The organism is Mucilaginibacter sp. Mucisp86, assembly GCF_047324315.1.
In the GTDB taxonomy this organism is placed as follows: domain Bacteria; phylum Bacteroidota; class Bacteroidia; order Sphingobacteriales; family Sphingobacteriaceae; genus Mucilaginibacter.
Map to the genome: position 1 here is coordinate 5,164,930 of NZ_CP168503.1, position 26,016 is coordinate 5,190,945.

Here is a 26,016-nt window from a genome sequence, read left to right on the forward strand (position 1 = left end):
CTACTTGGTTGGCGGTATCAACTGCATAAACGTTACAATGCTGCTGGCCTCGTACGATTGAATATCGCCGGTTGGGGTACTTACCGCATAATTGCGGTAAGTGAGGTTACGGCCGTCGCGATTTTTCCACCCGGTGTTAACGTTGGTTTGGATCCAGCTGAGGTACTGACTTTGGCCCCCATCGTTGATCAGTTGTACTATATACTGTGCAAAAATAGCCTTTAATACGCCTTGCTCATTAAAATCACCTTCGGCAGGGAGGATGCCGTTGGTGCACAAGTTGTTTTTTACGTAGTCGGCATATAGTTTGGCATCATTGAGATAAGCTACATCGTTTGTTTGCTTATAAAGCGCCATCGCTGCGCCGATAGCTGTGCCTGAATTATAAGTATAATCCTGACCGCCCGGAGGGTTGTTACCAATTTTATTGTCGTTCACTTTGCCCGAGGCATCAACCAAATTAGTTTTTGACCATGAATAGATGGATTTTGCTTTGTCAAGATAAGACGCATCTTTGGTGATGTTGTATAGCTTCATAGCGGCTATAACTGTAGGGAAGTTGATACATGAGTTTTTACCGCTGTGCTGAAAATCCCAGAACATGCCGCCGTCTACGGGGTCGTATGAGCCGTTCCAAACCCTGTCGAACCCTGCTTTGGCTTTTTCAAGATAAGTGGCATTGCCTGTAAGCTGGTTAGCGCGTGCCAGGGCAATAACCCACCACATCATATCATCATAAATAAACCAAACGGTAGTGTTGTTCCAGTTGTAACCGTCATAATGATTGTAATTGCCCTGGTATATGTCGGCTATTTTGGTAAGCTGAGCAGGGGCTTTGGTGCGTTCATACACATTCATGGCCATGTCCCAGTAAATGGCCTGTGTCCAGATAGCGGCTACCCCGTCTTTTTTTGTAGTGCTGAAATATAGTTTGTTGTTTGGATCGTAAAAGGCATTGTTGAAGGCGGTATAAGCAAGGTCGGCATCGGCGCTGCTAAAGCCTGTACTATTATCGGCTGGAGCAGTAGTATTCGTGTCGGGCTTTGATGTAGCGGGTGTAACTTCTTTGCCCTTGCTACAGCTTACAATAGTTATAAATAAACTAAGGGCTAAAAAGCAGATCGGTTTTTTCATAATTATGGATGTTGGTTGGAAATTGGCCTGGTTTTGATTGGTGGTGTAATAAGGTTATTTAATTATTGGTTAATTAATCACCGGTGGGGCAATTATAGGCTAAAAACGCGCGCTAACTGAGGTTTTAACCAACAAAAAATCGTTAACCCAATTTTTAACCGTGATTTTAACCGGGAGCTCTTGTGCTATCTTATGTTTAGCGAATGTTTTTCTCGCAAAGGCGCGAAGACGCAGTGTTTTTTAGCATCAAGCGTATGTATTACTGTAGACAACTAATGCAAAGCTTTAACCCTGTGCGGGTTTACGCTTTGCAGCATGTACTTTACTTTCTTTTTTCTCTGGCGAAGGTGCTGAGGCTGGCGTTGCCGGGTGCTGTGGCTTATGCCCGTGCACCAGTCGTTCATGCATAAAGTGTGTAAGCTTATGATGAAAAGGTACCAGTACCGAGGCCAGGCATACCAGGATCACCAGTTCAAGTACGGGTAAATGATTACTAATGCGCTGCACAAAAGGATGAATAAACAGGGTAAGAAACTCGAAGGCCAGCAAAAGGGCCAAAACGCTCATGAACTCAATTACTTTGCGATGGGTGCGGCTCTTGCTTAATAATAATACAATCAGGAAAAAAGTGGGTATAAACACAGCGATGCCAACCATTTGCAGGTTAACTATCCGTGCTTCTTCTTCGCGGTGCTTTTCTTCGGCAATTTCTTCCTGCCGGGCGGCTTCGTTAAAGCTCAGGGTTTGGATCTGTTTTATTTTTTCGGCATTGAACATGCTGTCTTTTGCAGCGATAGAAGTTTTCAGATATTGCAGTTCGAAATGATCGTTTTTGCCCCGATAAGCCTCGGTGAGCAGGTTGCTGGCATGAAAAATTCCTTCGGGATACATGGCAGCTCTTGCGGCATCAAGGGCAAGTGTTGCATAATAGATACACGAATCTGGTACGCCGGTTTGTTTGTAAAGCTGGGCTATGCTGTTATAGCTATCTGCAAGGCTGTTTTTGTCGTTTATTTTGGTGGCATAGTTTACACTAACACGGTAGTAATCAAGCGCCAGTGCGTTGTGTCCCATTTTGTAGTTAATATCGCCTAAAATGGAGAGTGTATTGGGCATGGTGGCCGTATCTTTCAGGGTTTGCTTTATGGCGTAAGCCTGCATTTCATAGTTTAAAGCAGAATCTACTTTATTAAGCTTAATATAACAGTTGCCGATATTGGCCAGAATAATACCAAGGCGTGCGGTTTCATGCAGTTCTTCGGCTACGGCTTTAGCCTTAAAATGATAGGATAGGGCTTTTACATTATCCAGTTGGTCGGAATAAACAATACCTATATCGCTCAGGCTTTTTAAGATGCCAAGACGATCATTAATTTCCTCGCGTATTTTTAGCGAATTGAGTAAAAAAGAAAGCGCCTGGTCATATTTGCCGTTTTTCCATAAAACCACACCCAGCCGGTTCATGCAATCGGCTTCACCCTTTTTGAACGAAAATTTACGGGCCAGCTCAAGTCCCTGTTGGGCATATATTAGTGCGCTATCAGGCCAGGTAGCCTGTAATTGTAAGCTTAGCCGGCGTAAAGGTTCAACGCCCGCAGTATCATTTTTATGCCGGGCGGCCTGTGCCCTTAATTCGTTTAGTGTGTTTTTTTGAGCATAGGTATCCGCTGCGATGCCGGTTAAAAGGCATACGCAAACCATTCCCTTTAGTATGTGGTTTAGCATAATTATAAAATAAAACAAAGCCCCATTTCATAGCGGGGACAGATATACAGGGTAATGGTACCGGCAAGGTAAAACAGTTACTAACTATCCGTCGACGGTTCTTCAGTTGTATCATCCGGGTCGGGCGAAGCTACAAACCCATCTGCAGCTTCGATTTCCGGCTCAAGGCCTGTAGTTTCACTATCAGCGAATCCCATTGAGGTATTTTTGTCCCTAAAACCCATAGAGGTGTTTTTGTCGAATGCTTTGGTTGATGTACTCATGGCTTTAATGTTTAAAATCAGTTTGAGTTCAATTAATTGCTAAGCGGGCAGCTATATAAATATACAGTTATATTTTATTGATAGTCAAAATTTTACGAATTATGTGAAATGGTGTGAGGCTTTTAGATCCGTATTTACACTTTTAGCAGAATGTATACTGATATGGGGCCGAAAAACGGAAAAATCAGCGCAGGGATTGAAGAAATAAACAAAAGATAACCGAGCGTGAGTTAGGTTATATCTGCGGTTTCCCTATTTTTTATGGAGTAATGCGGCTTGTACATATTGGCCATGATTTTTATGCCAATCGGTTATCTCAGCAGGGTCAGCAAACTTAATTTCAAGGCTTTCTATAGATGTTTCGATATTACCGCTGATGTATTTGCATAAATACAGTACTACTACCGAACTGTGTGGCTGTCCGAATTGTCCGGCTGGCACGGAGAAAAATTTAATGATCTCGATAGGTTCAACAACCAGCCGGGCTTCTTCCCAAAATTCGCGTTTCATGGCTGTTTCCGGATCTTCGCCAACATCAACCCAGCCGCCAGGAAGTCCCCATAAAAAATCATCGCTGCGGTGCTCAACCAGCAAGCGCCCCTGCTCATCAAACAAAATGCCGTTAACACCTACTTTTGGCGTTGCGTATCCCAGGTCTTTATTAAACCGTTCTTTTAAAACTTCGGTTTCCAGGCCGGTAAATTCGCTGTACTCCTGTGTGGCTATATCAAGCAGCTTTTGATAGCGCTCCATGTCGAAAGGGCTTTTGGTATACCTGATCCCGGTTTGCGCCAGGGCATAGATGTTTTCGAGCAGATCGATATAGTTCTTTTTCATATGGTAGCTGCAATATAGGTAACAGCTGATATAACCGACGTAAAGAAATTATAAAATCATTGTTTAAGTGTTTTGCGGATGGAGGGGATTTGTTACTTTTTGTACCTCGTCAACGAAATCGTAACAGCTTCCGGTGGAAAAATTATCCTAAAAAGCGAATTGGGTAAAGGAGCAGAATTCCAGGTTTATTTATCGGATATCAAAAAGCCGGCCTCAAATACAGAGAAGCCGGCTTGACGCTTGTGTAGCGGAGACCCGAAAGTTCCTTTTAGGGCAAAATCAAATTAGTGTTAACGCCTTATGCGGGCCGAATTAAATGCAACTAAATATTCGTACAATGGCTCAGGCGCGAAGCGGTCCAGAATTACTGCACTCTGAATCTTAACCACCTGGTTCAATCGGGCCTTAACCAACGCAAAAGTTTCGTTCAATAGTTCAGGTAATACCCTTGTTGCTACCGTTGGATAATACTGTTTCTCAAACGCCTTTTTCTCAGCGGCAGTAGCTATTTGTACGTCCCAATGCTCCTCGGGTTTAAATCCATTTTCCAGTGCTGTATTACCCAGGTCATAAATATATTCACTGGCTTTGTAGTTTGCGGTTTGTTTATCGTTAGTCATAGTTAATCTTTCCATTTTCTTCTAATTATACCAGGCTCCCATCATCGAGGCGCTCAAAGCAAAACAATCGTAGTTCAGCGTAGGTAATTCTATTTACGGCCTTCGTTCTTAATTGGCTACTCCCTATTCATAATTAATTAGCTTTCGTGACTTTGACGGCGGTAGGCCCTTTTTGTCCGGCTTCTACCTCAAAGGTAACTTTATCATTTTCTTTGATTGCGAATGCTAATGAATTGACATGCACAAAGATGCTTTCCTGGGTTTGAAGGTCTTTGATAAAACCGAAGCCTTTGGATTCATTGAAGAAAGTGACCGTCCCTTTCCTTATAACCTCCACTTCGATATCTTCCTGTTTTGGTGTACCTATCCGGATATCCTCTACGGATACTTTTTGCCGGTTACCAAGCTCCTGCGGCACTGAAGTAATATTGCCGTTAGCGTCAACATACGCCATCATATCTGCTAAGCCCAAGCCTTTTACCGAATTTGTTTTACGATCTTCGGACTTTTCTTTCTTACCCTGTTGTTTTTTGAGCTTTTTCTTTTCACGCTCTTTTTTATTGAATGTTTCGGTGGATCTACCCATGCTTTTGATTAAGTGTAACAAAAAAAGCATCCCCGAATAGAGGATGCTTTTACAATGATGATATAGTGTATTAAGCTATTTTTACATTTACTGCGTTAGGACCTTTACGGCCTTCCTCTACGTCATAACTAACCACGCTGTTCTCACGAATGTTGTCAATCAGACCTGTAGAATGAACGAAGATCTCGCTGCCACCGCTATTAGGTGTGATAAATCCGAAACCTTTTGTTTCATTAAAAAATTTTACTGTTCCTTGTTGCATTATATTTTATTTAATAAGTCTGCAAGGTAAGTATAAAAATTGATATATTTTCCTTTTGGTAAAAAAATTTAACAATAATTATCAAATGCTATATTTGAAGTGTTTTTAATAATTGTTCATAACAGAATGAATTGGCTTATTCATTTCTCATTCCTATAAGGCTGAGATGTAAATTTTGCGGTTAATTCTGCAGAGAAAGGAGTTGTTAAAAGGTGGTTTTAAAGTATAGGTTGCCATCTATAAGCTCTCGTCTTTCAGTTTTCTATTTTATATTTTTTTTCCGTCGCAATCATCCTATTATTTGTCGCATATACACCGCAGGCATTATCGTTCTGTTATGGAGATTTGTGTTATTATAAAAGCAATAACTTAAACATTAAATTAAAATCTTATGAGAAAGATAATCGTTTTAACATTCATGACATTAGATGGCGTAATGCAGGCAACCGGTGGCCCGGAAGAGGATCAATCAGGTGGTTTTAAATATGGTGGCTGGTCGGCACCTTTTATGGATGAAGTTTCGGGCAAGATGATGCAAAAACAAATGGAAGCGACAGATATTCTGCTGGGCCGCAAAACGTTCGACATTTTTGAGGAGTATTGGCCTAAGCATGCAGATTTTTGGCCTGGCATTAACGAGGTAACCAAATATGTGCTATCCAATACAAGAGATAAATCCGACTGGAACAACAGCGTTTTCCTTACAAGCATAGCAGATATTAAAAAGCTTAAAGATTCGGAAGGTGCGGATATTAAAGTTTGGGGTAGCGGAGAGCTTGTACAGTTATTGCTAAAACATGATTTGGTTGATGAGCTCTGGCTCAAAATATACCCGGTACTGCTTGGTAAAGGGAAAACCATATTCAGCCAGGACACCGTACCAACAACATTGGAGTTAACGGAAAGCACCGTTACGCCAAGCGGAGTGATCTTTGTTAATTACAAACGGGGCGGAGAGGTTAAAACAGGTAATATGGGGGCTTAAAACGGCATGACTGCTTTTGCAGCAGGAAACCAATTTATGTACATCGGAAGTCGTTTTTGAATTATAGGCGAAAAATTTTCACACGAATTTTTGCGTATTGATCGAATTACACGAATTTTAATTGGAGCCAAATTGGAGATTCGTGTAATTCGATTAATTGTGGCAGGTTTGAAAAGCATTCGTGTAGAAATTTCAGAAATAGGTTTTACTCATACCGGATTATTTTAGAAACACTCATTCTCCAAAAAGAATCCTGGTCATTTCGGCATGGTTATTCAGGAAATGTCTGGTAACCATGTAGTGTTCTGTTTCTTCGTAGCGCACTTGTTTGATGCCCGAATCGTCCAGCTGGTAAATGGTTGCGCCCGGATAGGCTAATAAAATAGGGGAGTGCGTGGCAATAATGAATTGTGAGTTTTCATTCACCAATGTATTGATCAGCGAGAGTGCTGCCATTTGCCGGTTGGGCGAAAGCGCGGCCTCGGGCTCATCAAATATATAAAGACCGTTGCCGGTAAGCCTGTTGGTGAGCGTAGCCATAAACGATTCGCCATGCGAGCATTCATGCAACGACCTTACACCATATTGCCTTTCAAACGTGCCTTTATCATTTTCATAAACATCTTCCATATAAGTAGCCAGGTTGTAGTAACTTTCGGCGCGCAGAAAGAAATAATCGGTTGGCTTTTTAAAGCTTTTGATGCTTGTTAAATAATTGAAAAGCTGCGATGAATTATTATGCGTTTGAAACTGTGCATTTTTTGAGCCGCCCTCGGTGCTAAAACCCATATGCAAAGCAATAGCCTCTATCAGTGTAGATTTGCCAGAGCCGTTTTCGCCGATGATAAAAGTAACATCGGGATGGAATTTTAATGATGACAAGCCCCTGATAGATGGGATGTGAAACGGATAGGTATCAAAAGATGGTACCATCTCGCGTTTCAGCTGGATCTCTTTGAGGAAAGGTTTGGCTTGCATAGTAGGGTAAAGGTACGGATTGGGATGGAGAAAGATTATATTCGAAATAACTTAGCCAGTGCGCGATATATTACCCATACAATTGGATAGCACATCGCGATTGCAAATAGTATTAATGATATGGCATAGAGGTCCTTATTGAATTTATATCTTAAATCAGGCTTTGATAATATTACTATTTCGGCTCCAAATATCAACATATACAATGCCATTTTTATGGTGAACAGGTGTATAAAATTGATATGGTTTTGCGCCTGCCTGAAAGTCTCGTTCTCCTCAATTCTCTGTTGTGTTATATTAAAAATGAGCGTCTCAATTTGTTCATTTATAGAAGGCCACATATAGTAATTATCCAATGTGAAATCTTTATAAGTTGATAAAAATTCTAATATTTCAATACGTAGATAGTCATAATGTTCCGGGCGGAATGCTTCCTGCAGCTCATCGCTAAACTGGTATAGTAAACCCGCTTCACCACCAGCCATAATGTCATTTAATGCGATGCGGTCCATGATATCACATGCTTTTTGTAACTCAATATTATCGCTGCTGAGTTTATGATAAATTAGGCCAAGCAATACATTGCCTATTATAGGTGCATTGCTTACGTTTATATTATCTTTGATGAGCACCTTTGTTTCTGTAATGCTCTTGCTCATTGAAAGTTCAATGAAAAAATAATTTGGAATCTCTTCTGTAGTAATGATAATATCATCAGCCCATTTTACAACTTCGGCTTTTGTAATTAGTTCCCATTGTAACCCGGAATAAAATACTTCAAGCAAGAGGTTATATGGTTGCGGTAATATAGGCATTAGTGATTCGGTTTTAATTGTGTTGGCCTGTCGACACAGACTACAAGTATATTAATCCGTAGTTGGAGACTACCGATAGGAAGATTGATTATAGATAAGCCCCAGCATGAGTTTTTAAAGTAAACCATAGCCATTGTTCATAGCATCGAAATAATTTTTATGATAATACTCCTTGTACTTTGTGTGGAATTTGATAAAATTATCAGTGCGTGGATCGGGATGTTGAAAAGCAAACTCGCAATCAAATATACCTGTACAATTATCCATAATTAATTTAAACTTTTTTAAGTGTTCAGATGCTTCTTGAATTTCATCATCAGAGAAACTGTGAAAAGAAAAAGGGTCGGAATAATTTGAATCAGCATGTGCGAATTTTTTATCTCTGTCACCTTTAAGTTTAACAAAAAAGTCCGAGGCTCTGATCTCGGATAAAAAATCTAAGTTAAGTTCGTGCTTTTGTTTAAAGTTATCCCCTTGATTTTTGAAAATTGTAATTGATAGCTTCTCTAAGCTTGCATAGTGATTTTTAGGATATTGTTCTTTATTCACCTCCATCAGTTTAATATATTCCATTGTGAACATATAATGCAATGAAACTCGATAAAAATCAAATGGCGCCCATTGACTAATTCGATCTCTTTAGGAAGGCGTGCTTTATTTATAAAAGAAATTTCTGACAATGATTTAAATGACCAATGTAAACTTGCTTCAACAAAATAAAAATTTTCGATTTCTTGTTTCATGATTCCTTGTAAACTAATTCGTTATATAAATAATTTCAATTTGAGACTTAATCCCTGCCCTTAGCCGCCTTGATCATCCCCGGCTCCCGCAAACATCTTCTCTTGTGCCCTACATGCTAAGTGGCAAGATTTGCCTTTCAAACGAATAGCCTAAACGCGGGCCACAAGCGAGGACGCTTGCGGCAGCGTTTAAATTAAAATACAAACTCCCCCTTTAGGGGGCCGGGGGGCTTAATCCTCCGGCTTTTCCTTAGCATCCGCCATCCTCACAATCCTCGGCTGAAAGCTTGCCAATACATCAACCAGATCATGCTGGGCGGCCATTACGGCATGGATGTCTTTATAAACCATCGGTGCTTCGTCCAGGTCGCTGCCCATCAGGGTGATACGTTTATCTACGAGATTAGCAGCCACCGCTTTTGGATCGATAGTTTTAAAGGCGGCGCTTCGGCTCATTAAACGGCCTGCACCATGCGATGCCGAATTGATGGAAGTCGCGTTACCCTTACCACGCACTACAAAGCCCGGTGTGCTCATGCTACCAGGGATGATCCCTAATACACCTTCACCGGCCGGGGTGGCGCCTTTCCGGTGCACCATTACTTCGGTACCATCGGCAAGCTGCTCTTTCCAGGCAAAGTTGTGATGGTTCTCGATCATCATTACCGGTTTAAGGTTGAGGGCACGGGCAATCTTGTTGTGGATTTCGTGGTGATTGGCGCTGGCGTAATCGCCGGCCAGGTTCATGGCAATCCAGTATTCCTGTCCCTCATCGTTATCTAAATTTAACCATGCCAAATGTTTGGCTTCCTGCGGAAGTTTGGTTTTGCTCATGGCTATTTTTGAGTAATGATCGGCAATGCTCCCCCCAAATCCTCGCGAACCAGAGTGCGATAACAACGCCAAATAACTACCCGCCGGGATCCCTTTAAGTGCGCCTTCGGTAACGGTAAGCTCGCCCCATTCAACAAAATGGTTACCAGTTCCTGATGTACCTAACTGAGCATAAGCTTTATCCTTCAGGTTTCGGATCGCTTTGGTTTCGCTCCAGGTAGGGCGGTCGAACAGCGAGGTATCAAAATGCGTTTTGGTAACTCCGCCAATGCCAAAGTTGGTATGATCAAGCAAAAGCCCTTTAAGCATGTCGGTTTCGGTATCAACCACACCTGCAGGCAAATCAAAAATGCTCAAACACATACGGCAGGCAATATCTACCCCAACTGCAAAAGGAATGATGGTATTGGCAGTTGTAGCCAGTACGCCGCCGATAGGCAGGCCGTAACCCTGATGTGCATCGGGCATTAAAGCTCCTGCCACGGCTATCGGTAATTTAATCGCGGTTTTCATCTGCGCAAGCGCACCTACCTCAATATGCTCAAGACCGTAAACAGGGAAATCGGCAATCTCCTGTTTCAGGGCAAAAGTAGTTCGCGGTTGTTTCAGGAATTTTCCTTCTTTACGCAAATCGATAACCGCTTCGGCCAGGTTTTTAAATTTACCGCCTTTTTTAAGGGCATAAGGCATAGGGTCGTCAATAAGGGCTTCCAAATTAGCCAGGATCTGTTCCTTATCCATTACGCCATGTTTTAACAGGCCATTGGCCACACGGCTAAAGTTCTCTAATATTTTTACGTCGTTAATACCTAATGCGGTTAATTCGTTGTTGCTTATTTTTATCTTTTCCATTGCGCTTCAGAACCTCCGCCAATTGGCGGAGGGGTTTCTTAATTAGCTGCTTTTGTTATTTAACGATACAAAGTAAAATTGCAACTGCGCAATGTATTTGCGTAGTGAAAAATAATTTAATAATATTATAAAAAAAATGCTCATTGTTTATCCGTCATTGAGAGTAAACATCAGGGGAGTCCTGAAAAAAACGAGATGACGTATAAAATATATTTTAGCGATGGAGCATGGGGCGCGTTAGTGATAGGAGCGGATACCGGCCAACGAGCATAATGCCTGCAGGCGTATGAGCGGATAGCACGGGCCGCAGGCAACGCCCTTATTTTAAAAACGTATTTAATCAATACCTTACAATTACGTCATTATAAGGAACGAAGCAATCCTCCATAAACAGAGCCGCTATGCAGGCGTGTCTGTACAATTCGCGATTGCTTCGTTCCTCGCAATGACGGGTGATAAATATCCCAAATCAAAATATGCCTGTAAACCGCAACGCCCTTATCCGTTACCGAACCATTGACAGTTGCCTGCAAAACCGCCGCAAACAATGGACGCTTGACGACCTGATTGAAGCCTGCTCCGAAGCTTTGTATGAGTACCAGGGGATTGACAGTGGTGTAAGCCGCCGTACGGTACAGGCCGATATTGAAATGATGCGCAGTAATAAGCTTGGTTACGAAGCGCCCATTGTAGTGATCGATAAAAAATACTATACCTATTCGGATAAAAATTACAGTATCAACAACATTCCGCTTAACAACCAGGATATGCAGGTGCTCAGTGAGGTTGCCGGTTTGCTGGGCCAATTTAAAGGCCTCGGCCACTTTGCTGATCTTAACGAAATGGTTACCAAACTGGAAGACAAGATCTACAGCCAGAAAACACATAGCGTACCGGTGGTAGATTTTGAAAAAAATGATAACCTGAAAGGGTTGGAATGGATAGAGATTATCCGTAAGGCAATTGTGGCTAAAAATACAGTTTGTATTACCTATCAGTCGTTTAAGGCCAGGGAAGCCAGCACATTTTGTTTCAGCGCTTATTTGCTGAAGGAGTACCGTAACCGCTGGTTTGTGCTGGGCGTAAAGAATTTAGGGAATAAACAATTGCTTACGCTGGCACTCGACAGGATCCAGACTGTTGAAGTACACACAGATGAATATATTGAAAATACACAGGTTAACCTCGCTACGTATTACAATGATGTGTTGGGTGTAACTAAGTCGGCAGGACAGCGCGATGTTGAGGTAACTTTTTGGGTAGATGATAAAAATGCCCCGTATGTTATTACCAAACCGTTGCATCACACGCAAAAAATATTAAAGGTTACAGTGGACGGGACAATATTCAGTATAAAAGTGGTCATGAATTTTGAACTGGAACGCGAGCTGCTTGGTTTTGGGCCTAAACTAAAAGTGCTTGGTCCGCGGATATTGGTTAAGCAAATGAAAGACCTGTACCGGAGATCACTGGAGCATTACACAGGCGATAGCCCGGTTCTGCAGGGAAAGAATTTGAGTGGTTTGTTGAATTCATGATATAAAATTTATCTTAGTACTATTATGATAAGTGAAAAAGAAACTACCTCCCTAAGTAAATTTTTAAGTCTTGTATTGCGTCATCAGCCCGAAACAATTGATATCAAACTTGATGAACAAGGTTGGGTAACAGTTGATGAGCTGCTACGAAAAGCGCAGGCACATGGTAAAAATATATCCCCGGATGTACTGAACCATATAGTTGAAACTAATGCAAAAAAACGTTTCGCGTTTGATGATACCGGGAAGAAGATCCGTGCCAACCAGGGACATTCGGTTGAAGTGGAGCTTGGTTATGAGCCGCAAACGCCCCCTGATATATTGTATCATGGAACCGGGAGACAGTCGGTCGAATCTATTTTGAAAACAGGGCTCGAAAAACGAAGCCGGCAACATGTGCATCTGAGCAGCGATATTGATACAGCTGTTAAAGTTGGGCAGCGTCATGGCAAACCTGTTATATTAACCGTTGCGGCAGGAACAATGCATTTGCAAGGTCACAAATTCTATCTGTCAGAAAACAAAGTGTGGCTTACTGATTTTGTACCAACAGATTTTATCGGAAAACATTCCTCTTAAGCTTAAATAAATCCGAAATCGAACATCCGAATTCCGAAATCAAAATTGACTTTTGTACCAAATTAGTCGAAACTTTATTTTTCAAAACACTTGCAGTACATGTACCAAACCCGTTACATTTAGGAAAATTATAAACTGAAATGCCAAAACACATCCTGATTATTTACGTATTGGTTGCCTGCTGTATCATGGGCATTATGATCAACTCATTTGTAAAATGCTGGTTAAGCAAAAAGGCCGAACAAAGGCGGATACTGAAGCAAGTTAACCGCTCCTGAAGTTTTACCGTTAACATGGCAGGTCTTGTAATCAAAGCGGGGCCTGCTGCAAAACACTCCCCGGTTTTGGCTATCCTTCGGTGATGTTTACAAGGCTTATCACCCTAACACCGAAAATATCTGCAATTAATATCAGCCGTTCAAGCGTTAAGGCTGTATAACCAAGCTCAAGTTTACTGTAGGTGTTTTGAGAAATATGAAGCCTGGCCGCCATATATTCCTGTGAGTAATTCCTGCTTTCCCGTAGTTCTCTGATGTTGCCCGTTATCAGTTTTAGCCTATCCTTAATCTCCGCATGTGGAACGCTGATTTTCCTCATTGTTTCGTAATATTATAAATAATATTTAATTACGAAATTTTTATAATGCTGGATTTATTTTACGTCATAAATGCCCTGCTATAAAACTGTAACGTTGGTGACCTTAAAAAACATGAAGCTGTGCCATAAATAAAATTTACACCCCGGTGTTGTGTTAACTATGAATTTAAATTTAGCCGATAATATGTAAAAAAGGGGGTTAACACATTTTTGCCATAAAATCGAGTTAATTATTTGATTATAAGTATTTTAATAAAATGTTAACCCTGAATTGTGTTAACCCTGTTAACCCCCTTTTTGAAATAAAGTTAATTCAACAGAAACTATATCTCGTTTAAGTCTGAAAACAAAAATAAGGCTGATCATTCGATACAGCATGAAAACCGCTTTTAAAATAGTAAATGAGGTTTGCTTGGAACCTAAGCCTCACCCCAGCCCTCTCCAAAGGAGAGGGAACTCTTTTTTTAAAAAAGTCCTCTCCTTTGGAGAGGATTTAGGTGAGGCTATAAGGTATAACGGAACTACGTTCTAAAAACCATCAAAAACAAAGGTTTCGTTTACAAGTGGCTTCCTTGGCAGCATTTCGGGGCGGATACTGGCCTGGTACACGAACGAGGCCACGATGATGGCAGCTTGTTTCAGATCGTCGATCATCAGGTGGTCGTAATCGTCCATATTACTGTGGTGGGTGCGGGTTTCATAATCAATTGGGTCCTGCACAAACTGAAAGCCCGGTATGCCCGCCCAATCAAATGAAAGGTGATCGGTTGAGCCGGTATTAGCCATGGTTACTGCCGTTGCACCCAGGTCATTAAACGGTTTTAACCATTGCTCAAAAATCGGCTTCACTTTTTCGTTGCTTTGTGCATAAATCCCCCTGATTTTGCCGGTGCCGTTATCGAGGTTAAAATAGGCCGATACTTTAGCCTGTTCCGGTTTTACTGTGAATTTAACACCATCCCGGTAATGGTTTTTAACATAGCCGAATGAGCCCAGCAAACCCTGCTCTTCGCCGCTCCAAAGGGCAATGCGGATAGTGCGTTTAGGTTTTAACCCAAGCGAATCGAGTAAGCGCACGGCCTCCAGCATTACAATACAGCCTGCAGCATTATCAGTTGCACCGGTGGCTGCCTGCCATGAATCGAGGTGTCCGCCAAGCATCACCAGTTGTGATTTCAGTTTAGGATCAGTGCCGGGGATTTCGCCTACAACATTATAACCGTTTGTATCGTCTGTTGAGGTTTTGCCTGTAAAGCTCATAGCCAGTTCAACTTTCTGGCCCGACTGCAGCAGGCGTTTTATTTTTTGGCCGTCTTCCAAAGCCATACTTGCCTGTGGTATAGTTTCAGGATCGGTTAACTTGTAGCCGTAGTACCCTTGTACAAACACGGTTCCATTAATGTTGTTGCGGCCCGCGGTTATGAAAGCCAGGGCCCCGGCTTTTTTCAGGATCAAATCTGCCGCTTTAAAGATCTTCATGTAATTGGTATACATGGTGATCATTGACCGGGGCTCCATATAAGTGTCTTTGAGATTAGCTAATGCTGTGTCGGCAAGTCTTTCGGCTGATGGCTCAAAGTTCTTTTTATGGTCTGCTGCACTTCCTGTAACCAGTACAAATTTGCCTTTAAAATCGGCAGCGTGGTTGTTCAGATAGGTAGTGTCCATTGCCTGGCCCGGTGTAATTACAACAACCCCGCCTTGCAGCAAGCCTTTGCTGTCCGGGCTCCAGGGGTTTGGGTAGGCCCTGATCTGTGCATTATATGGTGCGCGCATCATGATGCTGAAATCCTGCACTTCCCATTGTTTACCAAAATCACCCCAACGTTCGGTAGCAGCATTGGCCATTCCCCATTTTTTCATAGTGGCAACCGCCCAATTGGCTGCACGGGCATAACCCGGTGAGTTGGTTAAGCGGGCGCCGGATACATCGGTTAAATAATGTGCTATCTGCGGAATTTGAGAGCTGCTCAGCTCCGCTTTGCGGATACGGCTGAAAGTTGCCGTATCAACAACTTCCTGCTGGGCATAACTACTGGCATAGGCAAGCAACAATGCGCCTAAAATAAAAGTGCGTTTTAAATATGTCATAGTGAAGGTTTTAAATTTCAAGATAAGATTTTTAGTTTGAAAATTGCCAAAAGGGAAAACGAAAACGAGTTGTAAACCATAGCGTTAGTCCGATAAAAGCGAGTAGGCGGCTCCTGCACCGTTAAATAACGTAAAACCCGCATTTCGAAAGCGTATAAACACGGTGCCAACCGGGGATTTTTATCCTCAATTTTATCTTCTCTAATTAAAACCGGCTGGCCGTAACATCAATTTGCGGTTTTCTTAACCGATGAGATGGCTTGTTGCTGAATATCTGTGCGAACTAATCAACATCAAATTATATAAACCTTAAATTACAACCTATGTCTTTTTTATCAAACCTTTGGGACCATGTAAAATCCCTGTTCCACAACGCTTCTGGCGCTGTGCATGAAATTATCACTGTGGCCGATAATGTTGCCAATACCCTCAAAAACCTTGAAGCAAGTCAGGCTGGTCAATTCCTGGAATCAACACTTGAAACCCTGGTGCCGGCATCTGCCGTGATTGTAAATGGTATTAAATTATGGCTGCCTAAAGTGGTTACAGACTTGAATTGGGCTGTGCAGGAAGACGGCAAAACCGATGAACAAAAGATAGCCGATGCTGTGGCTTATCTGGCAAAACTGAAAGGCGTCAATCCAGATGCTTACGCAGGTCAGCTAAATACCTTGAATGCCCTCATCCAAAAATGGATGTCGGATCAGCAGGGTGCCGGGCTCAATATTCAGCAGGCCCTCACCATAAGTCAGGTAAACCACAATCCAGATCTGGTTTCGGCCTGATGATGCAATGAACACTTACGAAGTTTGAAAAACTTCGTAAGTGTTCACCTTTCACCAGTTTTTTATTATTATCTCAATATTTATAAGGCGGTCATTTTGCTGATGATTGGGGGGCACACAGTACAATGCAGAGATGCTGTATGGCGAAAAATAAGGCATAGGATGTAGTACCGTTTTTGTTTAAAATACTAAATAAACGCACATGCCGTACGGGCTATGAGGGCACTATGTAACAATATGATGTAATGTTTAATTAAATTTTGCTATGAATGCTCATAATGAGATATTTAAGGCGTTGGGTTGTTCCTTTTTTTTTCTGTTTGCCTGACATTTAATGCTTTTTTCAATCCTGAAAAATTATGAAAAGGATACTCATATTAGCTTTTATTCTTATAGGTAGTGTTTTTATTAAAGAAGCATCGGCCCAGCAAATCGGGAATAAGCTTCCCCGTTTATTGATCAGGCTGGATGATATCGGTATGAACCACTCGGTAAATATGGCTTTGCTCAAGGCAGCACAAACCGGTATGCCGCTTTCGGCTTCGGTGCAGTTTGCATGTCCATGGTACCAGGAGGCGGTTGAAATATTGAAGAAATATCCTAATGTTACGGTAGGGGTTCATCTTACACTTACATCCGAATGGAAAAATTATCGCTGGGGACCGGTAACAGGTCGCACCGCTGTTCCAAGCCTGGTTGATTCAAACGGGTATTTTCCGCAATCAACGCGGGCGTTTGCTAAAAGCGGCTATAAACTTAACGAAATTGAAACCGAGTTGTCTGCTCAGATTGAAAGGGCGCAGGCGTCGGGGTTAAAAATAACTTATATTGATCCGCATATGGGTATAGCACTTTCAACACCCGAATTGCGCGCCCTTACCGAAAAACTGGCCCATAAATACAAACTGGCCATATCAACCTTAAGCAGTATAACTTATTTCGGCGAAACCTATAAAGAAATGTGGGGTGAACCCATCGCCACAAAAAAGGAAGCGTTTTTGGCTTATGTAAGCAATCTGAATCTCAACAAACCTAACATGATGGTGCTGCACACTGCAACCCCAAGCCCCGAAATGGATGTGCTGGTTGATATGAACAGCAATATGATGAATTCGAAAGAAGGTAAACCGCTTACCAGTTTGCACCGTCAAACGGAACTTAACGCCTTGTTGTCACCGGAATTTGCGGCCATGATCGGTAAAAAGTTTCAACTCATTAATTATCAGCAGTTACTTGCAGGTACAGATATTAGCATCCTTAAACCGGTGGATAACAAATAAGCCGGCTATTTTTTGGATGTAGCAACGATAATAATACCTCCTATAACCAGCAACCCACCAAGATAAGGTGGCCAGTTAACAGTTTTTTCCCTGGCGGCCGATACCTGTATTGGGCCGGCATCAATGATCTTTTCTTTTTTGGTGTAAGTAAAGCCAGTCCAGATGAGCATGGCGGCACCGACGATGATAAGCAGGATTCCTATAGTTTTGTTCATGGTTTTATGATTGGGTTATTTACATGAATAACTTTTGCAGCTATTTGTTTTCGTTTGTTGCTCCCGTTGGTATATAAAGTTTTTTAGCGTTCAACTTTTTTTTAGATTAGAAGCTTGAATCCCGAACTGTATGTCTTTCACTAACCCCCTGAAAATCAATTACCGTAGATGCAAGATGATTTGATACTGGAAACCATATCGGTTACCAAAAACTTTTTTGGAGATAAGTCTTCGGGGGTTAATAACGTTACTATTTTTATTCCGAAGGGAAAGGTAACTGCCATAGTTGGTGAAAGCGGTAGCGGGAAAACAACATTGCTAAATCTGCTGTACGGTACTTTGGAGCCCGATCATGGCGAAGTGTTTTTTAAGGAAGAACAGGTATTAAGCAGGCAAAGAGGATTACAACATGCCCATAAAGTTATGCGAATGGTAACGCAGCATGATAATGAGCTCGATCCGCGTATTTCCGTATGGGACACAATATACGAGGGGCTGCCTGTCGAAGATCAAAGCCAGGCGATACACCAGGTTACTGAAGCATTAAACCTTTTAAATATCTATCCACTCAGGGAAATGCCTTTTGGCAAATTAAGCGGCGGAGAAAAGCAACGGGTAACAATTGCCAAGGCGCTGATCAGCCGTCCTGAAGTTTTACTGCTTGATGAACCTTTTAACCAGGTGGATGCTACCTACCGCGAAGGCTTACAGCACGATATCAGGTATATTGTAAAGGAGTGGGGAGTTACTGTTGTACTGGTATCGCATGACCCTGCCGAAATCCTTTCTATGGCCGATGAGTTGATAGTACTTAAAGAAGGTGAAATAGTGGAAAACGGCAGCCCCGAACAGTTATACCATTCGCCTAAATTAATGTACACAGCGCAAATATTGGCCAGTTGTACCCGGCTAACATCGGCCCAGGCAAAAGTTTGTGGCATAAAAAGTAAACGCAGCGTGGTTGTTGTTTACGCCGAAAATATTAAAATAAGTAGTTTAGGTAACAAGTGGCTGGTGAAAATGGTGCTGTTTAAAGGTTTTTTTGAGGAACTCATAGTTGAAAAAGATGACCTGACATTACGGGTGCTTAATTACGACAGGCACAAATACCCTGTTGGGAGTAAGGTAGGGATCAGCATCAGCAAATATTTTGAGTTTGGGAAGTGGGAGAGTTGAGATTAAAGATGTACTTATATCTAAAATGGACTTATATTTATAGGGACTATGGAAACCTTTATTGTTAAGCCCCAAACGGAAGAGCAGCTAATTGCTTTAAAGACTTTTTTAAAGTTAATGAAGATTGGTTATAAAATAGAAGCAAACTATAGCAAGAGATTTGTTTCAAAAATACTTCAAGGGCGAGAAGATATCAAAACTGGTAAAGGCACATCCATAAATATGAAGAGTTTATGGATATGACCTCATCAAATTAGTCGTCACTTCGCCACTGCTAATTCTCCTGTTTTCGCTTTCCTGTATTTTGACAAATTGATCAGCAAAACACTGCTCAATATTACAACCAGCCCTAAAACCTGAATTAAATTCACGTGTTCACCCGCAAAAATTACCCCAAGCAAAACTGCAATTACCGGGTTAACATAGGCATAGGTGCCAACCTGTGTGGCCGGTCTCACCTGCAACAGCCAAACATATGCACTAAATGCAGCTATCGAACCAAATACGATAAGATATGCCAAAGCATACCAACTATGTAACGGTATAGTGCCCCAGTTAACTCTCTCCATCTCGTTATTTAAAAAGCTCGAAGGCAGGAAGAACATACCCGCTGCAAGCATTTGCCAGGCCGTATTTACCGACACCGAACCTTTGGTGTTATAATGTTTTGAATATAATGATCCCGAAGCCCAGCCCAGCGTACCGAATAAGAGCAATAACATTCCCGGTAACTTTGACGGCCCGGCTGATGATCCAAATACATCTGCGATCTGATCACGGAATAATAGAATTACACCTATAAAGCCGATGACAAGGCCTGCAATGGTGCTTTTGCTTTTAAAGTTGGTGCCCCAGTTTGGTTTATCAAGCAGTACAAACCATATTGGCGGCGAGGTTACCATGATTGCTACCATGGCGCTGGGCAAAGTTTGTTCGGCCCAGATCACGGCGCCGTTACCTATTACCAGTAGCAGGAACCCGCTTACCGCCGCATGTAATATGTTTTGTTTTACAAAAATCTTTTCACCCTTAATTGCACACCACACCATTAACAGTAAACCGGCCGTAAAAAAACGCAATGCACCTAATAATAGCGGGGGGAAACCTGCCACCGCCATTTTTATGAAAAAGTAGGTAGAGCCCCATACAATGTAAACGGTAGCAAATGCAATAACAACTAATAAAGGTGAAGCTGGTTTTGTGGTTGTGGGTGTCATGGTGTATTTATTTTTCGGGTATAACCAATTGTTGTTGTTCTTTTTTGGTTTCGAGCACTATCGTTGTACGGGTACTCAAAATATTGGGGATCTTGCTGAAATGGGTGCGCATTAAATTCATCAGCGATGCTGAATCGTACGTGCGTACTTTTATTAAATAGCAGTCGTCGCCGGCTATGTGGTGTACTTCCTGCACTTCGGGTATTTTAGCCAGTTCGCTTGATGTGGCATCGCTTCCAGGGCCGTCGGCGGCCTTCATAAAAATAAAAGCCAGCATTTTTTGCTGCAACGCTGCCGGGTTAATGCGGGTGGTATACTGTTGGATCACGTTTTTTTGCTCCAGTTTTTTTACACGCTCCAGTATGCCCGATGGCGCCATGCCAAGCTCACGGGCGAGGTCGGCATTGGAGATACGGGCATTTTCCTGCATTAATCTCAGAATCTGCAGGTCGGTTTTATCTAAAATAATTTCCGGTTCGTTAATCATACAGTAATGTTCGCTATTAATTGAATAAAATTCAAGTATTTTAAATTAAAATGAATTTAATTCGACAAAAGTGTATTTATGGTGTTTGAACATCATTTTATAAATTCAATAGTTTAGCCGGATAAGGGCCGTTTTAGCTGTTTGGAACGGCTTTTTAGTATCGGATAGAAATTTTTGAAAAAAAATTAAAATGTTTTTAAATCACAATCGTCTTTATCTTTAAAAAGGATAAAGAAATTGACAACAGCGATAATGCCCCAGGACAAAAACAGCCACATCATACAAACAATTGCTTCGTATGGTAAAAGCCTGTTGGGATTTATTCGCCGGAGGGTAAAAAACGATGCCGATGCCGAGGATATACTCCAGGATGTTTGGTACCAGTTTAGCGCTGTTATTAATTCTGAACCGATTGAACAAACCAGCGCCTGGCTATACCGGGTGGCCCGGAACAAAATAACTGACAAGCATAAAAAAAAGACGGAAACCCTGCTTGATGATATGCTGGCCGATGATGAGGATTATGACGATGAGGCACCGGACTTTAAAGCCATACTCCTTACCGAAGCTACCACTCCCGAAACCGAGTATTTGCGCAACCTTTTTTGGGAGCAGTTATTTTTTGCGCTGGATGAATTGCCCGAAGAACAAAAACAGGTATTTGTTTGGCATGAGCTTGAAGATATCCCCTTTGAGGAAATTGCCAAACGTACCGGGCTAAATACCAACACGCTGGTTTCAAGAAAACGTTATGCGGTATTACATTTACGCAAACGCCTTGCCCAGCTTTACCAGGAAATTACTGAATATTAAAAATTAAGACATTATATAACATGAAACCATTTTTTTATAAAAGGCGATTTTTCTTCATCCCACTTGGGGTGATCGCTTGCCTGGCTGTCATTAGCTTTGTTGTGATGCAGCTGTGGAATAATTTACTACCCGATATTTTACACGTAACAACCATTACTTACTGGCAGGCCGTAGGCATATTTATTTTATGCAAAATACTGTTTGGCTTTGGTAAAGGCGGGCCTAAAGGAGGCGGAGGCGCGCCATGGATGCGCGGACGTATGGCCGAGCGTTTTAAAAATATGAGCCCCGAAGACCGGGACAAATTCCGCGCGCAATGGGAAGACCGTATGTGCGGATGGAAAAGCCGCGGGCATGGCAGGTTCGGCCGTGACTGGGACGATTTTAATACCACTATAAACGAAGAAAAGAAAGCTGAATAAATAGCATTAACAATTTGGGTATCAGCTTTAAGCTTTGTGCATTCTGCTTTCAGCTTTTAATAAATATTTATCTACCTCAAAATAACATTACAATGGATGTATTGGTATTTGCAACAAGTGTACGGCAGAGACGGCAGGTGAGCCGGGTGCAAAATTTATTTACCAAAATACCTGCCATAGCCCAATGGAACTTTGACCTTGAAGATTGCGATAATATTTTACGTGTAGAGGTCAGGGACATTTCACCCCGCGATATTGAATCGTTGCTTCAAAAAGCCGGCATCCATTGTCAGGAACTTGAATATTAAATAAAGTACAAGAATTTTAGTTTTTGATTGTTTGACGGCCCGGCTTATTTTTTAGCCGGGCTGTTTATTTCAATCCAGTAGCCATCCGGATCCTGGAAATATAACTGCAGTACGCCATCGGCACGGTATGTTGGCTCTTTACTATCGCCCTTCCAGTTTGAGTAGGGGATATTCATTTGCTCAAGTGTTTTGGCAAACTCTTTTACCGACGAAACGGTAAAACAAAGATGTACGCCTTTAACCTGTTTTTCGTTGCGTTCGGCCTGGATAACATGAAGTTTTACATTGTTACCGAGGCTGTACCATTGATGTACGGTATCGGCAAACGGATTATCTACCTTTTTGAGGTGTAATACTTTGGTATAAAATTCGGTGCTTTTTTTTAGGTTGCTGGTAGTGATTGCAATATGATCAATCACCGGCGAAATATCGGTACCTTTTTGTGCCCTGCAAACCACCGGTAAAAGTACAGTGATAATAAGCAGGGGGATAATCGTTTTAGCCGTTTTAATGAATATTGATACAGATTTCATATTTAGGATGGGTAATTTAAATGCCTAAAGATATAGGTTTAGCATTGTGGTTAAACTAATGCACAAATAAATTACACAAATACATCTAATGAAAACTGAATATCAATTTTTCCTCTTCGCCGTTAATACAGTTGGTGTTGTGTATGTTCCAGTCATTGATGTCAATAAGGCCCGGATGGGTTCTGTAATGACTGTCATCAACAGGGCACTTTACCACATATCCAATATCTTTAATCAGTACAATTATTGGTCGTGCACCGCAAATCTTGCAGCAGTTGCAATCAACCGATCCTGGTATATTTACATAACCCCTCATACTTCATCTGGCGTTTAATGAATTTTTAATTGCGATTAGTTATCAGGTCACTCAATTTTGTGGAGATACTTATCGTATTTTATCCCAAAATGTTATAAAAACACTAATTTAGAATAAAATCCTCCATAAATATAATACGTATGAAACTGAATTTATGTTACTACGTTTTGGTAGTTTATTATTTATTTAAGGGGTAATAATAATTTGTTCGCATTTTACAGGAGTGTTTATAATAAATTTAAGCGCTGCAAATGGCTATGGAACAATATAAACTACATATCAATAATACGGTTAAAGGACGCAAATGGTTGTATGCCTCTACGGTTATTATATGGTTTAGTTTAATGTTACAAATAAGCATAGCAATACCAAAATACCTGCAAACAGGGCGAAGCCTTGCCGGTAGCTGGTTCAACTATTTAGTTATTTTACAATCCTCACCAATTTACTTGCAGCCACATGCCTTACTGCCGTATTATTTAAAACTAATATGGGCATACGGAGGTATTTTTTGCAAAGTCATATTTTTAGTGCTATTGCCCTGTATATCACCATTGTTGGCTTGGTTTATAACCTGGTGCTCCGTAGTTTGTGGCATCCGGACGGATTATCTAAGCTTGCTGATGAATTGCTGCATTCCGTAAACCCTGTTTTATTTGTGCTTTACTGGCTCATGTACGTGCCAAAAGCCGATTTAAAATGGACACAAACTTTAGGCTGGCTTTGGTTTCCCTTTATTTATTCGGTGTATATATTTATCCGTGGCAGCATCAGCCATTTGTATCCTTACCCGTTTCTTGATATCGGCGCGTTGGGATTATCCCGCGTTGCTGTTAATTCATTACTGATGCTTGTGGCCTTCCTGTTCTTCGGCTTTTTGTTTGTTTGGATTAACCGGCTCATGAAAAAGCGCGATGATTAAAATATCTCCTCAGTTGTTACCCGACCAATAAATATCCACTGTAACATTCCCTTTACCACCAGTAATATCTTACCCTTATGGCATGATAACTGATTAAGCATAAGTATATCTATTTAAAACTTATAAATTATTTGCTATGAAAACCACTGTTTCACGCTCAATTGCGCTGTTAATATTAGCTGCAATGGGCTTTGCAAGCTGCTCTGCCGAGTACCGGGAACGGCACCGGCGCCGTCATGACGATAGGGTTCGTGTACACGAACGCGTAATTATACATAACTAACACAGGTAAATAAAAACAGGCCGCGCTTCATAAGCACGGCCTGTTTTTTATGGCGATTACAAACCGGGATCTTTTATCGAAAAATCAATCGTTCCAAAGGTGTTTATGGTGCAGATTGTTTTCCAGTTTGTTTTTAATAAAAAGATCGTCTTTATGCAAAATGCAGTCGCCGTGATTGAGGTCTTCTTCAGAAGTAACTTTAATGATACTGCCTGATATTTGTTCAACTATGCTTGATAGTGTGAGGATCTCTGTGTCGGGTATTTGAACGGTTAATATTGCCATGGGTAGATGATGTTATTTTTAATAATTCAAAAATATGGCAATAAAATTTAGCTTGTGTTTTATGAAAGTAAAATTTAAATAACCTTTATTTTACAAATGTGTCAACAATATTAATTCCTGGTTTTAGTTACCAGTACCCAGTCAACAATGGTTTTGGCTTCGCCTGCTTTAATTTTGTTAACTGTATTTTCTGATAAGCCATGATATGGCTTGGTAACCTTATTAACGCCACCGGGATACCCGCCGCCTAAAGCAAAATTAAGGATGATGAACTTTTTATTGTCAAAAGCCCAGCGCCCATATTTTTCAACCATTGCTTTTGTTACTGTATAGGTGATTTTTCCATCAACCTTAAAAATAAGACTCTCCGAAGACCAATCAACCGAGTATACGTGCCATTGGGTAACATCAATACCTGCCGGGAAAAATACGCGTTTTGCAAGCGGCGTATCGCCATAATAACCCGGGCCGTGCAAAGCGTGGCTTACCCAGCTTGAGTCGCCAACGGTTTCCATTACATCAATCTCACCGCAATCGGGCCATTTGCCGTTACCCAGCGTCCAAAATGCAGGCCATAAACCTGCACCTGAAGCCATCTTCATCCGGCAAGAAGCTGTGCCATAGGTAAATTCCATTTTAGCGCGGGTATTAATACGCCCCGAAATAAAATCATATTTACGCTGCTCTTTACTGGTAAAACCGGGCTGGTACAGAGCTTTTAACACCAGTGCGCCGTTCGTTGCCCCCTCTGCTTTGCCATCTGTCATGTAAATAGTAGCTGCCGAATCAACGTAGGCCTGCTGCTCGTCATTAACAGTATTACCGGTAATTTCAACATTCCATTTACTTCTGTTAAGAGTTGACTGGTTAAAATCTTCAAAGAAAACAGTATCTGTTTTTGGCTGCTTTTGCGCAAATACCTGTGATGCAGTTAAAAGAGTTGCTGATAACAGCAGATGTTTTAATTTCATTTTTGATGATATAGGATGATTATTTAAAAGTATATAAATTGGATGATGCTAATTTAAGCTTTACGGATTGAGATAGTAATTTTACAATAGTATATCAGTTTTGACATTACTATATTTGTTGAAATACTCATCTATCGGACAATGGGTAACAACATTACAAACTTATATTTCAGAACTAAAAAGACCTCATTAGTGATTTTGGCAGTAGCAGCAATCGTTTGCTCCAGACTGCTGTTCTTTTTTTTCAATGACCCTGAAGGCCCAAATCCTTTAATAGTTGCCGCCGCAGCGGTGGTTGTATATTTGTTATCCTGGACAGCATATATATTCGGCCCGTTGAAAATAAATGGATTTAAGAGACTTTTCATAGCAATTTGTATCCAAATACTATTGGTTATTAGTATCTATTTTTGTGTGAAGTAATCTGATATGTAACTGATCGAAAACCTGCAATTAATACAAGCTCGCAAAGGCGCTAAGAAAACCCTTTGCGACTTAGCGCCTTTGCGAGAGATTAATATGTATGACAATGACCTTTTATATCATTCCCACTTCACAGCCCAA

General features: G+C 41.3%; 34 protein-coding genes. 13 read left to right on the forward strand and 21 right to left on the reverse strand.

The genetic code is table 11. The features are described from left to right. The 7 genes from ACEN9X_RS21700 to ACEN9X_RS21730 form a co-directional block, all read right to left on the reverse strand. Positions 1 to 1,134 (reverse strand): glycoside hydrolase family 76 protein, encoded by a 1,134-nt coding sequence (locus ACEN9X_RS21700; RefSeq protein WP_413667125.1) that lies wholly within the window; start codon positions 1,132 to 1,134, stop codon positions 1 to 3. A 285-nt stretch (positions 1,135 to 1,419) separates the two neighbouring features. Beyond that, the gene (locus tag ACEN9X_RS21705) at positions 1,420 to 2,859 is read right to left on the reverse strand and encodes a tetratricopeptide repeat protein (RefSeq protein ID WP_413667126.1); all 1,440 of its coding nucleotides are present in this window, start codon (positions 2,857 to 2,859) and stop codon (positions 1,420 to 1,422) included. A gap of 80 nt (positions 2,860 to 2,939) precedes the next feature. Beyond that, a complete protein-coding gene (locus tag ACEN9X_RS21710; RefSeq protein WP_413667127.1) occupies positions 2,940 to 3,122 on the reverse strand; it encodes a hypothetical protein in 183 nt (60 codons plus the stop codon). Between the two features lie 252 nt (positions 3,123 to 3,374). After that, positions 3,375 to 3,959 (reverse strand): NUDIX hydrolase N-terminal domain-containing protein, encoded by a 585-nt coding sequence (locus ACEN9X_RS21715; protein ID WP_413667128.1) that lies wholly within the window; start codon positions 3,957 to 3,959, stop codon positions 3,375 to 3,377. A gap of 290 nt (positions 3,960 to 4,249) precedes the next feature. Further along, entirely contained in the window at positions 4,250 to 4,594 is a 345-nt protein-coding gene (locus ACEN9X_RS21720; RefSeq protein WP_413667129.1) for a hypothetical protein, read from the reverse strand. Positions 4,595 to 4,712: 118 nt separating this feature from the next. Further along, on the reverse strand, positions 4,713 to 5,165 hold the full coding sequence (locus tag ACEN9X_RS21725) for a cold-shock protein (RefSeq protein ID WP_413667130.1): 453 nt from the start codon (positions 5,163 to 5,165) through the stop codon (positions 4,713 to 4,715). Between the two features lie 70 nt (positions 5,166 to 5,235). Beyond that, positions 5,236 to 5,427 (reverse strand): cold-shock protein, encoded by a 192-nt coding sequence (locus ACEN9X_RS21730; protein ID WP_413667131.1) that lies wholly within the window; start codon positions 5,425 to 5,427, stop codon positions 5,236 to 5,238. A gap of 391 nt (positions 5,428 to 5,818) precedes the next feature. Here ACEN9X_RS21730 and ACEN9X_RS21735 point away from each other — a divergent pair, with 391 nt between their 5' ends. Beyond that, positions 5,819 to 6,412 carry a dihydrofolate reductase family protein gene (locus ACEN9X_RS21735; protein WP_413667132.1) on the forward strand — a complete coding sequence of 198 codons (594 nt, stop codon included), beginning with the start codon at positions 5,819 to 5,821 and terminating at the stop codon, positions 6,410 to 6,412. A 234-nt stretch (positions 6,413 to 6,646) separates the two neighbouring features. Here ACEN9X_RS21735 and ACEN9X_RS21740 read toward each other — a convergent pair whose 3' ends face one another. From ACEN9X_RS21740 to ACEN9X_RS21755, 4 genes are all read right to left on the reverse strand, one after another. Further along, complete coding sequence (locus ACEN9X_RS21740) at positions 6,647 to 7,390, reverse strand: AAA family ATPase (protein ID WP_413667133.1); 744 nt, start codon at positions 7,388 to 7,390, stop codon at positions 6,647 to 6,649. A 35-nt stretch (positions 7,391 to 7,425) separates the two neighbouring features. Beyond that, the gene (locus ACEN9X_RS21745) at positions 7,426 to 8,205 is read right to left on the reverse strand and encodes a hypothetical protein (protein WP_413667134.1); all 780 of its coding nucleotides are present in this window, start codon (positions 8,203 to 8,205) and stop codon (positions 7,426 to 7,428) included. A 114-nt stretch (positions 8,206 to 8,319) separates the two neighbouring features. Beyond that, complete coding sequence (locus ACEN9X_RS21750; RefSeq protein WP_413667135.1) at positions 8,320 to 8,754, reverse strand: hypothetical protein; 435 nt, start codon at positions 8,752 to 8,754, stop codon at positions 8,320 to 8,322. A 425-nt stretch (positions 8,755 to 9,179) separates the two neighbouring features. Continuing rightward, positions 9,180 to 10,634 (reverse strand): RtcB family protein, encoded by a 1,455-nt coding sequence (locus ACEN9X_RS21755; protein WP_413667136.1) that lies wholly within the window; start codon positions 10,632 to 10,634, stop codon positions 9,180 to 9,182. A 476-nt stretch (positions 10,635 to 11,110) separates the two neighbouring features. Here ACEN9X_RS21755 and ACEN9X_RS21760 point away from each other — a divergent pair, with 476 nt between their 5' ends. The 3 genes from ACEN9X_RS21760 to ACEN9X_RS21770 all read left to right on the forward strand — a co-directional run bounded on the left by ACEN9X_RS21760 (position 11,111) and on the right by ACEN9X_RS21770 (position 13,029). Continuing rightward, positions 11,111 to 12,172, forward strand: coding sequence for a helix-turn-helix transcriptional regulator (locus ACEN9X_RS21760; protein ID WP_413667137.1), 1,062 nt, complete (start codon positions 11,111 to 11,113; stop codon positions 12,170 to 12,172). A gap of 24 nt (positions 12,173 to 12,196) precedes the next feature. Next, entirely contained in the window at positions 12,197 to 12,751 is a 555-nt protein-coding gene (locus tag ACEN9X_RS21765; protein ID WP_413667138.1) for an RNA 2'-phosphotransferase, read from the forward strand. A 140-nt stretch (positions 12,752 to 12,891) separates the two neighbouring features. Next, on the forward strand, positions 12,892 to 13,029 hold the full coding sequence (locus tag ACEN9X_RS21770; protein WP_413667139.1) for a hypothetical protein: 138 nt from the start codon (positions 12,892 to 12,894) through the stop codon (positions 13,027 to 13,029). A gap of 70 nt (positions 13,030 to 13,099) precedes the next feature. Here ACEN9X_RS21770 and ACEN9X_RS21775 read toward each other — a convergent pair whose 3' ends face one another. Continuing rightward, positions 13,100 to 13,348, reverse strand: coding sequence for a helix-turn-helix domain-containing protein (locus ACEN9X_RS21775; RefSeq protein ID WP_413667140.1), 249 nt, complete (start codon positions 13,346 to 13,348; stop codon positions 13,100 to 13,102). A 528-nt stretch (positions 13,349 to 13,876) separates the two neighbouring features. Further along, on the reverse strand, positions 13,877 to 15,439 hold the full coding sequence (locus ACEN9X_RS21780) for a M20/M25/M40 family metallo-hydrolase (RefSeq protein WP_413667141.1): 1,563 nt from the start codon (positions 15,437 to 15,439) through the stop codon (positions 13,877 to 13,879). A gap of 323 nt (positions 15,440 to 15,762) precedes the next feature. Here ACEN9X_RS21780 and ACEN9X_RS21785 point away from each other — a divergent pair, with 323 nt between their 5' ends. Both ACEN9X_RS21785 and ACEN9X_RS21790 read left to right on the forward strand, forming a co-directional pair. Then, positions 15,763 to 16,224: a hypothetical protein gene (locus ACEN9X_RS21785; RefSeq protein WP_413667142.1), complete on the forward strand. Its 462-nt coding sequence runs from the start codon at positions 15,763 to 15,765 to the stop codon at positions 16,222 to 16,224. Between the two features lie 359 nt (positions 16,225 to 16,583). Beyond that, positions 16,584 to 17,504: a ChbG/HpnK family deacetylase gene (locus tag ACEN9X_RS21790; protein WP_413667143.1), complete on the forward strand. Its 921-nt coding sequence runs from the start codon at positions 16,584 to 16,586 to the stop codon at positions 17,502 to 17,504. 5 nt (positions 17,505 to 17,509) lie between these two features. On the opposite strand, the gene ACEN9X_RS21795 is transcribed toward ACEN9X_RS21790, so the two are convergent. Next, a complete protein-coding gene (locus ACEN9X_RS21795) occupies positions 17,510 to 17,719 on the reverse strand; it encodes a hypothetical protein (RefSeq protein WP_413667144.1) in 210 nt (69 codons plus the stop codon). A gap of 168 nt (positions 17,720 to 17,887) precedes the next feature. On the opposite strand from ACEN9X_RS21795, the gene ACEN9X_RS21800 reads away from it, so the two are divergent. Then, positions 17,888 to 18,895: an ABC transporter ATP-binding protein gene (locus tag ACEN9X_RS21800; RefSeq protein ID WP_413667145.1), complete on the forward strand. Its 1,008-nt coding sequence runs from the start codon at positions 17,888 to 17,890 to the stop codon at positions 18,893 to 18,895. A 48-nt stretch (positions 18,896 to 18,943) separates the two neighbouring features. After that, a complete protein-coding gene (locus tag ACEN9X_RS21805; RefSeq protein ID WP_413667146.1) occupies positions 18,944 to 19,138 on the forward strand; it encodes a DUF2683 family protein in 195 nt (64 codons plus the stop codon). 17 nt (positions 19,139 to 19,155) lie between these two features. On the opposite strand, the gene ACEN9X_RS21810 is transcribed toward ACEN9X_RS21805, so the two are convergent. Continuing rightward, positions 19,156 to 20,112, reverse strand: coding sequence for an EamA family transporter (locus ACEN9X_RS21810; protein ID WP_413667147.1), 957 nt, complete (start codon positions 20,110 to 20,112; stop codon positions 19,156 to 19,158). Between the two features lie 7 nt (positions 20,113 to 20,119). Continuing rightward, entirely contained in the window at positions 20,120 to 20,599 is a 480-nt protein-coding gene (locus tag ACEN9X_RS21815; RefSeq protein WP_112573694.1) for an Lrp/AsnC family transcriptional regulator, read from the reverse strand. A gap of 252 nt (positions 20,600 to 20,851) precedes the next feature. Here ACEN9X_RS21815 and ACEN9X_RS21820 point away from each other — a divergent pair, with 252 nt between their 5' ends. The 3 genes from ACEN9X_RS21820 to ACEN9X_RS21830 all read left to right on the forward strand — a co-directional run bounded on the left by ACEN9X_RS21820 (position 20,852) and on the right by ACEN9X_RS21830 (position 22,142). Then, positions 20,852 to 21,412 carry an RNA polymerase sigma factor gene (locus ACEN9X_RS21820; RefSeq protein WP_091211257.1) on the forward strand — a complete coding sequence of 187 codons (561 nt, stop codon included), beginning with the start codon at positions 20,852 to 20,854 and terminating at the stop codon, positions 21,410 to 21,412. 20 nt (positions 21,413 to 21,432) lie between these two features. Next, on the forward strand, positions 21,433 to 21,834 hold the full coding sequence (locus ACEN9X_RS21825) for a hypothetical protein (RefSeq protein ID WP_413667148.1): 402 nt from the start codon (positions 21,433 to 21,435) through the stop codon (positions 21,832 to 21,834). Between the two features lie 92 nt (positions 21,835 to 21,926). Beyond that, complete coding sequence (locus tag ACEN9X_RS21830) at positions 21,927 to 22,142, forward strand: hypothetical protein (RefSeq protein ID WP_091211258.1); 216 nt, start codon at positions 21,927 to 21,929, stop codon at positions 22,140 to 22,142. 44 nt (positions 22,143 to 22,186) lie between these two features. Here the strand turns inward: ACEN9X_RS21830 and ACEN9X_RS21835 are convergent, their stop codons facing one another. After that, complete coding sequence (locus ACEN9X_RS21835) at positions 22,187 to 22,675, reverse strand: VOC family protein (protein ID WP_413667149.1); 489 nt, start codon at positions 22,673 to 22,675, stop codon at positions 22,187 to 22,189. 85 nt (positions 22,676 to 22,760) lie between these two features. Beyond that, positions 22,761 to 22,991 (reverse strand): hypothetical protein, encoded by a 231-nt coding sequence (locus ACEN9X_RS21840; protein ID WP_413667150.1) that lies wholly within the window; start codon positions 22,989 to 22,991, stop codon positions 22,761 to 22,763. 406 nt (positions 22,992 to 23,397) lie between these two features. Between ACEN9X_RS21840 and ACEN9X_RS21845 the strand changes: the two genes are divergently transcribed. Both ACEN9X_RS21845 and ACEN9X_RS21850 read left to right on the forward strand, forming a co-directional pair. Beyond that, positions 23,398 to 23,913, forward strand: coding sequence for a Pr6Pr family membrane protein (locus tag ACEN9X_RS21845; RefSeq protein WP_413671151.1), 516 nt, complete (start codon positions 23,398 to 23,400; stop codon positions 23,911 to 23,913). A 136-nt stretch (positions 23,914 to 24,049) separates the two neighbouring features. After that, positions 24,050 to 24,196, forward strand: coding sequence for a hypothetical protein (locus ACEN9X_RS21850; protein WP_413667151.1), 147 nt, complete (start codon positions 24,050 to 24,052; stop codon positions 24,194 to 24,196). Between the two features lie 84 nt (positions 24,197 to 24,280). Here the strand turns inward: ACEN9X_RS21850 and ACEN9X_RS21855 are convergent, their stop codons facing one another. The 3 genes from ACEN9X_RS21855 to ACEN9X_RS21865 form a co-directional block, all read right to left on the reverse strand. Next, positions 24,281 to 24,481 carry a hypothetical protein gene (locus ACEN9X_RS21855; RefSeq protein WP_413667152.1) on the reverse strand — a complete coding sequence of 67 codons (201 nt, stop codon included), beginning with the start codon at positions 24,479 to 24,481 and terminating at the stop codon, positions 24,281 to 24,283. A 110-nt stretch (positions 24,482 to 24,591) separates the two neighbouring features. Then, positions 24,592 to 25,452, reverse strand: coding sequence for a family 16 glycosylhydrolase (locus ACEN9X_RS21860; protein WP_413667153.1), 861 nt, complete (start codon positions 25,450 to 25,452; stop codon positions 24,592 to 24,594). 131 nt (positions 25,453 to 25,583) lie between these two features. Then, positions 25,584 to 25,820 (reverse strand): hypothetical protein, encoded by a 237-nt coding sequence (locus tag ACEN9X_RS21865; protein WP_413667154.1) that lies wholly within the window; start codon positions 25,818 to 25,820, stop codon positions 25,584 to 25,586. Positions 25,821 to 26,016: the final 196 nt, after the last annotated feature.